Origin of the sequence: Ralstonia sp. UBA689, assembly GCF_002298975.1 — a bacterium.
GTDB lineage: Bacteria > Pseudomonadota > Gammaproteobacteria > Burkholderiales > Burkholderiaceae > Ralstonia.
The window spans coordinates 1-12,232 of record NZ_DBMV01000028.1 but is presented as its reverse complement, the minus strand read 5'-3'; the positions used below and the strand labels follow the sequence as shown (position 1 = coordinate 12,232).

At 63.7% G+C, this 12,232-nt stretch carries 14 protein-coding genes; 5 read left to right on the top strand and 9 right to left on the bottom strand.

Translation table 11 applies throughout. The features are described from left to right. The first annotated feature begins 95 nt into the window (after positions 1 to 95). Positions 96 to 1,052: an SDR family oxidoreductase gene (locus B4F51_RS12865; RefSeq protein ID WP_296226067.1), complete on the top strand. Its 957-nt coding sequence runs from the start codon at positions 96 to 98 to the stop codon at positions 1,050 to 1,052. On the opposite strand, the gene B4F51_RS12860 is transcribed toward B4F51_RS12865, so the two are convergent. Further along, positions 1,038 to 1,589: a phosphonate degradation HD-domain oxygenase gene (locus B4F51_RS12860; RefSeq protein WP_296226065.1), complete on the bottom strand. Its 552-nt coding sequence runs from the start codon at positions 1,587 to 1,589 to the stop codon at positions 1,038 to 1,040. The two genes, B4F51_RS12865 and B4F51_RS12860, sit on opposite strands and share 15 nt — an antisense overlap. Before the next feature lie 175 nt (positions 1,590 to 1,764). Here B4F51_RS12860 and B4F51_RS12855 point away from each other — a divergent pair, with 175 nt between their 5' ends. After that, positions 1,765 to 2,145, top strand: coding sequence for a cupin domain-containing protein (locus B4F51_RS12855; protein ID WP_296226063.1), 381 nt, complete (start codon positions 1,765 to 1,767; stop codon positions 2,143 to 2,145). Between the two features lie 345 nt (positions 2,146 to 2,490). Continuing rightward, a complete protein-coding gene (locus B4F51_RS12850; protein WP_296226062.1) occupies positions 2,491 to 2,850 on the top strand; it encodes a hypothetical protein in 360 nt (119 codons plus the stop codon). Positions 2,851 to 3,017: 167 nt separating this feature from the next. Here the strand turns inward: B4F51_RS12850 and B4F51_RS12845 are convergent, their stop codons facing one another. Both B4F51_RS12845 and B4F51_RS12840 read right to left on the bottom strand, forming a co-directional pair. Beyond that, entirely contained in the window at positions 3,018 to 3,776 is a 759-nt protein-coding gene (locus B4F51_RS12845; RefSeq protein WP_296226059.1) for a sulfite exporter TauE/SafE family protein, read from the bottom strand. A 36-nt stretch (positions 3,777 to 3,812) separates the two neighbouring features. Further along, the gene (locus tag B4F51_RS12840) at positions 3,813 to 4,310 is read right to left on the bottom strand and encodes a hypothetical protein (RefSeq protein ID WP_296226184.1); all 498 of its coding nucleotides are present in this window, start codon (positions 4,308 to 4,310) and stop codon (positions 3,813 to 3,815) included. Between the two features lie 78 nt (positions 4,311 to 4,388). On the opposite strand from B4F51_RS12840, the gene B4F51_RS12835 reads away from it, so the two are divergent. Further along, complete coding sequence (locus B4F51_RS12835) at positions 4,389 to 4,640, top strand: hypothetical protein (protein ID WP_296226058.1); 252 nt, start codon at positions 4,389 to 4,391, stop codon at positions 4,638 to 4,640. A gap of 234 nt (positions 4,641 to 4,874) precedes the next feature. On the opposite strand, the gene B4F51_RS12830 is transcribed toward B4F51_RS12835, so the two are convergent. The 6 genes from B4F51_RS12830 to B4F51_RS12805 form a co-directional block, all read right to left on the bottom strand. Continuing rightward, positions 4,875 to 5,870: a branched-chain amino acid ABC transporter permease gene (locus B4F51_RS12830; protein WP_296226056.1), complete on the bottom strand. Its 996-nt coding sequence runs from the start codon at positions 5,868 to 5,870 to the stop codon at positions 4,875 to 4,877. 14 nt (positions 5,871 to 5,884) lie between these two features. Beyond that, complete coding sequence (locus B4F51_RS12825) at positions 5,885 to 6,769, bottom strand: branched-chain amino acid ABC transporter permease (protein ID WP_296226054.1); 885 nt, start codon at positions 6,767 to 6,769, stop codon at positions 5,885 to 5,887. 72 nt (positions 6,770 to 6,841) lie between these two features. Then, positions 6,842 to 8,050, bottom strand: a complete 1,209-nt coding sequence (locus tag B4F51_RS12820; protein WP_296226051.1) for an ABC transporter substrate-binding protein — start codon at positions 8,048 to 8,050, stop codon at positions 6,842 to 6,844. Between the two features lie 64 nt (positions 8,051 to 8,114). Continuing rightward, entirely contained in the window at positions 8,115 to 8,855 is a 741-nt protein-coding gene (locus B4F51_RS12815; RefSeq protein ID WP_296226049.1) for an ABC transporter ATP-binding protein, read from the bottom strand. 74 nt (positions 8,856 to 8,929) lie between these two features. Next, positions 8,930 to 9,700, bottom strand: a complete 771-nt coding sequence (locus B4F51_RS12810; RefSeq protein WP_296226047.1) for an ABC transporter ATP-binding protein — start codon at positions 9,698 to 9,700, stop codon at positions 8,930 to 8,932. A gap of 235 nt (positions 9,701 to 9,935) precedes the next feature. Further along, entirely contained in the window at positions 9,936 to 11,570 is a 1,635-nt protein-coding gene (locus B4F51_RS12805) for a GMC family oxidoreductase (RefSeq protein ID WP_296226045.1), read from the bottom strand. A gap of 426 nt (positions 11,571 to 11,996) precedes the next feature. On the opposite strand from B4F51_RS12805, the gene B4F51_RS12800 reads away from it, so the two are divergent. After that, positions 11,997 to 12,232 (top strand): hypothetical protein (locus B4F51_RS12800; RefSeq protein WP_296226043.1); only part of this gene is annotated, 236 nt, incomplete at its 3' end.

Sequence of the window (12,232 nt, the reverse complement as noted above, 5' to 3'; positions counted from 1 at the left end):
ATATCTGCACGCTCATCATCAACAATTCCATTGAAGCACACTCCCGTCCAGAATGCCTCCATCGCAACGCTCTCACACACATCAGGAGCACGGTCATGGAACAGGCAAAGCGCATCGCACTGGTATTGGGCGCCACCGGCGGCATCGGCGGCGAGGTGGCACGGCGGCTGGTCGCGCGCGGCTGGCACGTGCGTGCACTGCAGCGCAATCCGGACGCGCTGACGGATCGCAACGCCGCCCTCGAATGGGTGCGCGGCGATGCGATGGTGCGCGAGGACGTGGTCGGCGCGGCGGAAGGCGCCGAGCTGATCATTCATGCCGTCAACCCGCCGGGCTACCACAACTGGGCTGGCCAGGTGCTGCCGATGATCGACAACACCATCGCCGCGGCCCACGCCTCGGGCGCGCGCATCGTACTGCCGGGCACCGTGTACAACTTCGGGCCGGAGACCTTTCCAGTGCTGCGTGAGACCTCGGCGCAGCAGCCGCTCACGCGCAAGGGCAAGATCCGCGTGGAACTGGAGCGCCGCATGCAGGCCGCCAGCGCCGACGGCGTGCGCAGCCTGATCGTGCGCGCCGGCGATTTCTTCGGACCGCAGACGGGCAACACCTGGTTTGCGGCTGCGCTGGTACGGCCCGGCAAGGCCGTGGGTACTCTCACCTACCCGGGCGCGCGTGGCGTTGGCCATCAATGGGCCTATCTGCCGGACGTGGCCGAGACGATGCTGCGCCTGATCGACCTGGGCGATCGCCTGCCCGCGTTCGCCGTCTATCACATGCGCGGCCACTGGGACGCCGACGGCACGCAGATGGCCACCTCCATCGGCCGCGCGGTAGGCCACGTGGTCAAGACGCGCGCCTTCCCGTGGTGGGCGCTGCCGATCCTGTCACCGTTTTCAGAGATGCTGCGCGAGATGCGCGAGATGCGTTACCTGTGGCAGCACCCGGTGCGCATGGACAACGCCAGGCTCGTGCAGGCGCTGGGCGCCGAGCCGCACACGCCGTGGGATGAGGCCGTGGGCACGACGCTGCGCAGCCTAGGCTGCCTTTGAGACGCGCACCGCCGCGGCCAGGAAGTGCGCGAGATCAGGCGTCGGCTGGCCAGCCACTTTGGCAAGATCATCCCAGCGGCGCAGTTGCAGCGCGTCGGCGGCGTAGGGACGCTGCATGAAGGACTCGGCCTCCTCAGCGGAGAACACACCACCCTGCAGCGCCAGGCTGCGCACGGAATCCGCCGACAGCCGCGCGTAGTAATGCGCATCCATCGCGCACAGGCAGCGCTTGGCATCCACATGCAGGCGAATCGGTTCGAGCACATCGTCGGCAAACGTCGCGCGCAGGAACGGCAGCGCGAAATACTGATGCTGATCGTCAATGCCGTGGGCCGTCGGCGTGTCGCCTTGCAAGTTCAGCAGGTGGCCGAGGTCGTGCAGCAGCGCGGCGGTGACGAGCGCATCGGATGCCCCGGCCGCCTCCGCCAGTGCCGCCGTCTGCAGCGCGTGTTCGAGCTGAGTGACGGGCTCGCCGCTGTAGGCGATGTGGCCATGGCGATCGAATAGCGTGCGGATATCGTCGAGGCTGAGAGCCATGATGTTGCGCAGGAGAAGGCGGAACTTTGCAGCGTAGCCCGCGAGTGCGTCAACGCGGTGACAGCGCGCCGCGCATTAGCCCGCATGATCCGCGCGATTAGAAAGTTTGGTTGGGAATGCACCAGGCACGGCCTTATCTTCAGGGCCTCCCCACATCGGAACATCGGAGCCCATCATGCTCGCAGGACACGCCGTACAGGTCGCGCACGCGCTGGAACAGGTGACGGATTACTGGTCACCGCGCATCGTCGGCCAGGTCAATGATCAGTACATCAAGGTCGCCAAACTCAAGGGCGAGTTTGTCTGGCACGACCACCCGAATGAAGACGAGCTGTTCTTCATCATCTACGGCCGCCTGAAGATCGCCTTCGAAGACCGCGCCGACGTGCACCTCGGCCCCGGCGAATTCTGCGTGGTTCCGCGCCGCGTGCGGCATTGCCCTGTCGCCGATGAAGAATGCGGAATCATGCTGATCGAGACCGTCACCACGCAGCACACGGGCGACGTGGTCACCGAGCGCACCGTGTCGCTCGATACGCAGTTGGGTGCTGGCTGAGCTGCAACGCGCGATTGCGGCATAAGCCGCCCTGGGAATCGGCACCGCAGCGAAAACACCACCCTCCGCAAAAAGCGCGCTGCCCACCGCGCGGCGCGCATTACAGCACCCCTTCTATACGTTCGCCCGCGTGTATCGCTGACCTTGCCCAATCAAAATCAGAAATGGCCTATTGAGAATGATGAACAAACTCAATAGCCTCCTTGGGTCCTGATCGCAATCTCTCGGCTCGACGAAATCACGTGTTGACTTGCCCCTCAAGCCGATCGCTAACCCATCCGCCAGAACATTCTGGAACTTGCGCGTCACTGACTGAACTGCAATAGCTTGCCCCAAGAAATTGCCATGACCCTCCATTTTCTGTTTGTTCTCAAGTGGATCATTCCGGGGCTGAAAGGCCTTTCGCGGCGCGAAATCGAGTCCATCATGGAAATTGCAAGGCAATCTTCCATCCCTCGCATCAGAAAGTATGGCGGATATGGCTTTGCTGCGTCCTTCTTCATTCCTCCAATCTTCTTCATTGCCATATTCACCAGATTGAATCTACTTTTCGGGAAAATGCATTTCGCTTTCTATGGCTTGGCGATTGTTTCCTCGACCTTCTCGGTCTCCCTTTTGACGTCAATCTTCTATTCCATCATTCTCAAACCGGCCATTAAGGATCAGTTGAGTAAGGAATCACATCCCCCACAAGCATCCGCTTGAACCATCCTACGAAAGCTCGGCGGTTCCCTACCTCTCTCTTTGCACCACACATACCGGCGCAGCACACACAGCCATCGCCCCGAGACAATCCTCCGAGCTGACAAAGTCATTGCACTGCATCGCGGAAAAGCCATCGAGATGACCCCGGATCAGGTCACGGCGATCGCTTAACGGACAAACGCGTCGTAAGCCGTCTTCAGGATCAGCGCCAACACCACAACGATGAACACCTTGCGCACAAAGCGGCTGCCGTGCCGCAGCGCAAGGTGGCTGCCGATCTGGTTGCCGGCCACGTTCGCCACCGCCATCACCAGGCCGAGTAGCCACCACACGTGGCCCTTGGACGCCAGCAGCAGCAAGGCCGCCACATTGGTCGCCAGGTTGACGATCTTGGTGGAAGCCGAGGCGTGCAGGAAGTCATAGCCGAACACCCGCACGAACACGATCATCAGGAAGCTGCCGGTGCCCGGGCCGAACACGCCGTCGTAAAAGCCGATGACGGCGCCGGCCAGCAGCGCGGCCGTGCGCTCGCGCCAGCCGGTGAGGCTGGGGGCGTGATCGCTGCCGAGGTTCCTCTTCGCCACCGTATAGATCAGCAGCACCGCCAGCACGAACGGCAGCGCGCGGCGCAGCGGCTCGGCCGGGATGTGCGTCAGCGCCCAGGCGCCCAGCAGCGAGAAGGCAAAAGCAGTGACCACCGCCGGCGCGGTCGCCCCCCAGTAGATGCGCACGGTACGCCCGTAGCGCACCGCCGCCGTGGCCGTGCCCGACATCGACGCCACCTTGTTGGTGCCGATCAGCGTGGCTGGAGCGATGTTGGGGTACGCCGAAAACAGCGCGGGAATCTGCACCAAGCCGCCACCACCGGCCACGGCATCGATCAGACCAGCCAGAAAACCGGCCACGGCGAGCAAAGCGAATTCCATCAGGGCAACAGAAACAGGCGGGGGAAACGGGAAGGATTAGCCCAGCGACTTGGGCGACGGGCGGGCACTGCGCCGCCAGCAGCCGGAAGCGTCCGTCGCGAAGCCAAGCGCGGCGGCCTCCGCGGCCGCAAGTGCTGCAGGCGGCAATAGGACGTGGAGTATGCCGTGTGCGCGAGCGTACTCACCGACGGCTGCAAGCGCCGCATCGCGCGTTGCCACGCCGCCGGAGAGTGCCATGACGCCCACGGGCAACCAGGCAACCAGCCCACCCAGCGCCAGATGCGGCACCAGCGTGATGGGCGCGACACCGACCAGCGCCCCGCCCGCCTCGACCAGGAAGCACGGATGCACGCTCGGCTGGGCCAACAGCGTGTCGACGGCATGCGCCAGTTGCAGCGGGGAAGCGGCGGATGCTGCCGCAGCCAGCAGGTGCGGCCGGTCATCCGGCGTGGCAAGGCGGGTGGAGAGCGTGATGGGCGCGGGCATGAGGAATGGGCCTTGGGCGAAGGCGCCATTGTCATGCAGCGCCCGCATAGGCGTCGACACCGAATGCATTTCTCTTGTGAATCCGCGCGGGCCAAAATGGCAAGAACTGCCCCACGGAGCCCCGCCATGGCTGATCCGACCCGCGCACTCACCCTGCAACTGCTGCAGTCGCTGGCCGAGCGGCCAAGGCCCTATGCGGAAGTGCTGGAAACGTGGCGGACGTCGTGTCCGCGCTTGTCGATCTGGGAGGATGCGTGCATCGACGGGCTGGTGGACTGCGCGCCAGGATCTCCGCCTGAGTTACATCTGGTGACGGTCAGCGACCGGGGCCGGGCATTGCTGGCTGGCGCTCACGCAGGAGGTGCGCGCACAAACTAAAAGGCCCTGCCGGGGATCGCCTGGCAGGGCCTTTATCTATTTTGCATCTCCACCGTACATGCGGTGTGTGCTGTCGTCTCCTCGCTCCCGCCTCATTTATCTCGTGCGAAAACCGTAACGCGACTGTAAAAGATGCACCGCAATGCAGCAACTAGAGCAAACCCTTACGGTGCATCAGGCACCAAGTTCACCCTTTCGGGGGGGAACGCGACGGCATCTGCCGCCATTGTGACGCTAACGCCGCAGCCAAGGCACCCGCGCGGCGATTTCGCCCATGATGCCACGGCGGAAGGTCAGCACGCAGATCACGAAGATCGCGCCCGTGACCGTGGTCACCGATTCCCCCAGCACGTTGAAGCCGTCGAAGCCCGTGACACTTGCCAGGAAGGTGCCGATGTCGCCGAGCTTGTTCTCCAGCGCGATCACCAGCGCCGCGCCCAGCAGCGGGCCCGACAGGATGCCCAGGCCGCCGACCAGCGTCATCAGGATCACCGAGCCGGACATCGACCAGTGCACATCGGTCAGCGTCTCGAAGCCGAGCACCAGCGTCTTGAGTGAGCCGGCCAAGCCCGTGAGCGCGGCTGAGAGCACGAAGGCCAGCAGCTTGAAGCGGTCGGTGTCGTAGCCCAGCGATATGGCGCGCGGCTCGTTCTCCTTGATGGCCTTGAGGATCTGCCCGAACGGCGAGTGGATGGTGCGCACGATCAGCAGGAAGGCCAGCGTCACGATCGCCAGCACCACGTAATACAGCGTCAGGTCGGAGGACAGATCCAGCACGCCGAACAGCTTGCCGCGCGGCACGCCCTGCAGGCCGTCCTCACCGCCGGTGAACGGCGCCTGCAGGCAGAAGAAGTACAGCATCTGCGCCAGCGCCAGCGTGATCATCGCGAAATAGATGCCCTGGCGGCGGATGGCCAGCAGACCCACGATCAGGCCGATGAACGCCCCGGCCGCCGTGCCGGCCAGCAGGCCCAGCTCCGGCGAGAGGTGCACGTACGGGTTGTCGCTCATCAGGTAACCCGCCACGTAGCCCGCGCCGCCGAAGAACGCTGCGTGCCCGAACGACAGCAGCCCGGTATAGCCCAGCAGCAGGTTGAACGCCGAGGCAAACAGCGCAAAGCACAGCAGCTTGGCGACGAACACCGGATACGCGCCCACCAGCGGCGCGACGATCAGCGCCACCAGCAGCAGACCGTACAGAACGTATTTGAAGGAAGAAGCGTTGTTCATGTTGGTCGCGCCGCTCATTTCTCTTTACCGAACAGACCCGCCGGACGCACCAGCAGCACCAGCACCATGATCACGAACACCACCGTGGACGACGCCTGCGGATAGAACACCTTGGTCAGCCCCTCGACCACGCCCAAGCCCAGGCCGGTGACGATGGAGCCGAGAATCGACCCCATGCCGCCGATCACCACTACCGCAAACACCGTGATGATCATGCTCTGCCCCATCAGCGGCGAGATCTGGATGACCGGCGCGGCCAGCACGCCGGCAAACGCCGCCAGCGCCACGCCAAAGCCGTAGGTGAGCGTGACCATCAGCGGCACGTTCACACCGAATGCCTCGACCAGCTTCGGGTTCTCGGTGCCGGCGCGCAGGTAGGCGCCCAGCTTGGTCTTCTCGATCATGAACCACGTGGCGAAACACACCGCCAGCGAGGCCACCACCACCCAGGCGCGATAGTTGGGCAGCATCATGAAGCCCAGATCAGTCGCGCCCTGCAGCAGCTCGGGCGTGTCATACGGCAGGCCCGACACCCCGTAGATGGCACGGAACACGCCTTCAATGACCAGCGTCACGCCCAGCGTGAGCAGCAGGCCGTAGAGGTGATCGAGCTTGTAGATGAAACGCAGCAGCGTGCGCTCGATCACCATGCCCAGCACGCCGATGGCCAGCGGCGAGAGCGCCAGCATCGCCCAGTACGGCAGGCCCAGGTACGAAAAGCCCACCCACGTGAGCACCGCACCCAGCATGAACAGCGCCCCGTGCGCAAAATTGATGACGTTGAGCAGCCCGAAGATGACCGCAAGGCCCAGGCTCAACATCGCATAGAAGGAACCGTTGACCAGGCCCAGCAGGAGTTGGCTGAGCATGGCCGGTAGCGGAACGCCGAAAATTTCCATCGCGGTCAGGGAAAGGACACCATTGACGGCGCCACCGCCCACGCGGGCAGCAGCGCCGGATTGCTTACACGCTTACTTCTTCCACAGCGCGCACTTCGATTCGGCCTGCGTGGTGAAGGCCTGCTCGCCCGGAATCGTCGCGACGACCTTCAGGTAATCCCACGGCTTCTTCGATTCGGCCGGGGTCTTCACCTGCAGCAGGTACATGTCATGGATACCGCGGCCGTCCTGACGGATGTAGCCCTTAGTGTAGAAGTCGTCGATCTTGGTCTTCTTGAGCTGCGCGATTACCTTGTCCGGGTCATCCGTGCCGGCGGCAGCCACTGCCTTGATGTAGTTCGACACGGCCGAGTAGTCGGCCGCCTGCAGGCTGCTCGGCATCTTCTTCATCTTGCTGAAGTAGCGGCTGGCGAACTTGCGCGTGGCGTCGTTCATGTCCCAGTACCAGCTGTCGGTCATCAACAGGCCCTCGGCTGTTTGCAGGCCCAGGCTATGCACGTCGTTGATGAACATCAGCAGGCCAGCAATCTTCATCGTCTTGGTGATGCCGAATTCCTTGGCCGCCTTGATCGAGTTGATCGTGTCGCCGCCGGCGTTGGCCAGGCCCAGGATCTGCGCCTTGGACGACTGCGCCTGCAGCAGATACGACGAGAAATCCGACGCCGACAGCGGATGCTTGACCGACCCCACCACGGTGCCGCCGTTGGCCTTGACCACCGCAGCCGTGTCGTTCTCCAGCGAGTGGCCGAAGGCGTAGTCGGCGGTGAGGAAGAACCACGACTTGCCGCCCTGCTTGACCACCGCACTGCCGGTGCCCTTCGCAAGCGCCACGGTGTCATACGCGTAGTGGATGGTGTACGGCGTGCATTCCTCGTTGGTCAGACGGGCCGTGCCGGCGCCGATGCCGATGAACACCTTCTTCTTCTCGGCCGCCACCTTGCTCATCGCCAGCGAGGTGGCCGAGTTGGTGCCACCCAGCAGCATGTCGATGCCCTGCTGGTCCATCCACTCGCGCGCTTTGGAGGCGGCGATGTCGGCCTTGTTCTGGTGATCCGCCGTGACCAGCTCGATCGGCTTGCCGAGCACCTTGCCGCCCGCATCCTCGATTGCCATCTTGACCGCCTCGACGCCGCCCTGCCCGTCGATGTCGGCATACAGGCCGGAGAGGTCGGTGATGAAGCCGATCTTCACCTTGTCGCCGCTCACCTGCGCATGCGCTCCGAATGCCGCGAGGCCCAGCCCTGCTGCCATCAATGCACCAGCCAGCTTCTTGAGTGTCATGGTCTTGTCTCCTGTGTCGTGCGCGCCGGTCGGATGACACTGGCGCAAAGGTCAAGCAAAGCAATCAAACGCCGAGCAGCTCGTGCAGCACCGGCATCTTGTCCTGCAACTGCGCCGCCTCGAAACGCTCGACGATGCGGCCGTGTTCCATCACGTAAAAGCGATCGGCCAGCGGCGCGGCAAAGCGGAAGTTCTGCTCCACCATCACCACCGTATAGCCGCGCTTCTTGAGCATCAGGATCATGCGGGCCAGCGCCTGCACGATCACCGGGGCCAGTCCTTCGGAAATCTCATCCAGCAGCAGCAGGTTTGCGCCAGTGCGCAGAATGCGCCCGACCGCCAGCATCTGCTGCTCACCGCCTGACAGGCGCGTGCCCTGGCTCTGGCGGCGCTCCTTCAGGTTGGGGAACATCTCGTAGATCTCGTCCACGCTCATGCCCGCATTGCTGCCCTTGGCCACCTGCCCCTTCAGCACCGGCGGCAGCATCAGGTTCTCTTCGCACGACAGGCTGGAGAAGATGCCGCGCTCTTCGGGGCAGTAGCCGATGCCGCAGTGGGCGATCTTGTGCGTGGGCAGGTCGATGGTCTCCACACCCTGGCCGCTTGCGTCGTGCACGACGATCGAGCCCTTGCGCGTGCCGACCAGGCCCATGATGGCGCGCAGCGTGGTGGTGCGGCCCGCGCCGTTGCGGCCGAGCAGCGTGACGACCTCGCCGCGGTTCACGGTCAGGTCGACACCATGCAGGATGTGCGACTCGCCGTACCAGGCGTGCAGGTCCTTGATCTGGAGCGCGGGCGTGCTCATGCAGTGTTCTCGTGTGTTCGGGTCAAGCGTTCGGTGATGCGGCATGCAACCGCATCGGAGACCAGCGGTGCCGGTCAGTGGCCTTCCAGCGCCGCATCGGCGGTGCCCATGTAGGCTTCCATCACCTGCGGATTCTTCGAGACGTCTTCGTACGGGCCCTCGGCCAGGATTTGGCCGCGCTGCAGCACCGTGATCTTGTCGGCGATGGACGACACCACGTTCATGTTGTGCTCGACCATCAGGATCGTGCGGCCTTCGGCCACGCGCTTGATGAGCTCCTTCACACGGTCCACGTCTTCGTGGCCCATGCCTTGCGTGGGCTCGTCGAGCAGCATCAGCTCAGGCTCCATCGCCAGCGTGGTGGCAATCTCCAGCGCGCGCTTGCGGCCGTAGGGCAGCTCCACCGTCACGGTGTGCGCGAACTGCGTCAGGCCCACCTGCTCAAGCAGTTCCATTGCACGGTCGTTGAGCATGTTCAGCGATTGCTCGCTGCGCCAGAACGCATACGCCGTGCCGAGCTGGCGCTGCAGCCCGACGCGAACGTTCTCCATCACCGTCAGGTGCGGGAACACGGCGGAGATCTGGAACGAGCGGATCACGCCCCGGCGCGCGATCTGCGCCGGCTTTTCCGGCGTGATGTCGGCACCGTTGAACAGGATCGTGCCGCGCGTGGGCACCAGAAATTTGGTCAGCAGGTTGAAGCAGGTCGTCTTGCCGGCGCCGTTCGGGCCGATGAGCGCATGAATGGACCCGCGCCGCACGCGCAGGTTAACGTCGGACACGGCGGTAAAGCCCTTGAAGGCTTTCGTGAGTCCGCGCGTTTCGAGAATGATGTCCTGCGCCATGATTCCCTCTTGTCTCCCGCCTCTTTTTTTGGTGCGGATGATTGTCAACGGGTGCTGCGTTGCAAAACATCGGGGTTTGTACCGAGGAGGATTACACCTCGCTTACGCCTCACAAACCCGCACCGGTATTGGCTTTGCAGTCTATCGATGGACTTACGTAGAGTTACGTATCGGGCGGATACGGATTGCCGACAAATATGATGCGACTGTCATGTTTCAGCCGTATCGTCGGCACTCAAGCCACCTCCGCCTCCCCCCGTGCACGAGCCTTGCGTGCTGCACAAATCATCTCGCCCGCCTTCTCCGCAATCATGATCGTCGGCGAGTTGGTGTTGCCTGAGGTAATGGTGGGCATGACGGAGGCATCGACCACGCGCAGGCCCTCGATGCCGCGCACGCGCAGTTGCGCATCGACCACCGCGTTCGCGTCATCCGCCCGGCCCATGCGGCACGTGCCAACTGGGTGGAAGATGGTCGTGCCGATCTGCCCGGCGGCGCGGGCGAGTTCTTCGTCCGTCTGAAATGCCGCGCCCGGCAGATGTTCCTCGGGCTTGTATTTCGCTAAGGCCGGTTGCGCGACGATGCGGCGCGTGAGGCGCAATGAATCCGCCGCGACCTTGCGGTCTTCGTCGGTCGACAGGTAGTTGGGCGCGATCGTCGGTGCGGCAAACGGGTCGGCCGAGGTGATATGCACCGTGCCGCGCGACGTCGGCCGCAGGTTGCACACGCTGGCCGTAAACGCGTTGAACGCGTGCAACGGATCACCGAACTTGTCGAGCGAGAGCGGCTGCACGTGGTACTCCACATCGGGCCGCGCGACCGACGGGCTCGAGCGCGCGAACACGCCCAACTGTGACGGTGCCATGCTCATCGGCCCGCTCTGGTTGAACGCGTACTGCATGCCGATCAGCGCCTTGCCCCACCAGTGCGACGCGCGCGTATTGAGCGTCGGCACGCCGTGCACCTTGACCACGCTGCGCAGTTGCAGGTGGTCTTGCAGGTTCTCGCCCACGCCCGGCAGCGCCTGGCGCACGGGAATACCCAATGCCTGCAGCCGCTCCGGCTGGCCAATACCCGCCAGCTCCAGCAACTGCGGCGAGTTGATCGCCCCAGCGGAGAGAATCACCTCTTCACGCGCCGCCACCGTGTAGTCCCGCCCTGCCCCGCGATACGTCACGCCCGTGCAGCGCTTGCCGTCAAACGTGAGCGCACGCACCTGCGCGCCCGTGACAATGGTCAGATTCGGCCGCTGCGATGCCGGGCGCAGAAAGCCCTTGGCCGTGTTCCAGCGGATGCCGCGTTTCTGATTGACCTCGAAATAGCCGACACCAAAGTTGTCGCCGCGGTTGAAGTCGCTCGTGCGCGGAATGCCCGCTTGCACGGCCGCTTCGATGAACGTCTCCAGCACCTGCCAGTGCAGGCGCTGCGGCTCGACGCGCCATTCGCCGTTAGCGCCATGCCATTCGTTGGCACCGCCGTGGTAGTTCTCGCTGGCCTTGAAGAGCGGCAGCACGGCATTCCACTTCCACGAATCGTCGCCGGTAATGGCGGCCCAGCCGTCGTAGTCCTCGCGCTGGCCGCGCATGTAGATCATGCCGTTGATCGACGAGCAGCCGCCCAGCACGCGGCCGCGCGGATACCCGAGCGAACGGCCGTTCAGGCCGGGCTCCTCGCGCGTGCGGTAGAGCCAGTCCGTGCGCGGGTTGCCGATGCAATACAGATAGCCGACGGGGATATGAATCCAGTGGTAGTCGTCCTTGCCGCCAGCCTCCAGCAGCAGCACGGAGACGTCGGGGTCGCGGGTCAAGCGGTTGGCGAGGACGCAGCCTGCGGAGCCCGCGCCGATGATGATGTAGTCGTAGGTTTCCATGTCTCCGTGCTTTTCTGGTGTTGCTGGTTTTTGTTTTTTTGCTGGTGGTCCATCCCGGTTTCGTCCCCTGCCGGGGCCGACTCACTTTCTTTGTCTTGCCAAAGAAAGTAAGCAAAGAAAAGCGTGCCCGAGATGGCGAAAGACTCCTTGAATTTCTGTCGCAGGGAGGGAGACGGGGCAAACTCGGCCCTGAAGGGCCTCAGACAGGCCCCATCTCTTTTTCCTCCCTGCACCACAAATTCAAGGCGCCATCTAGGGCGGGAACGGCCGCACCATTGGTCTGCTGGGGATGCCGCCTCATTTCCCACTCGCGAAGAGGCATTGTGCACGGATCGGCTGGATTGCGGCGGACTGCTAACCCTGACTTGTTCCGCCCACGCTCGTTTAGTAGCGGGACGCGGACCGAATCTTGTCAAGGAGCTAGCCATGACCCATCCGAGCACCACACCGCCTCCGGTAAGCCAAGATTACCCACCCCTTGGTCACACGATTTCCGGATTCTCACCATTTCCCGTTTACGAATCCTTCCCGCCACTCGACGCGCAAGGCACGCAATCGCTCTTGCGCCTGTCCGATGCAACCGAAATCGTTGCTCGCGGTATCGGCGCCGCTTTGAGGCTGGCCGCCGACAACGATACAGAGTCGGCCCTGAACAATTTGTT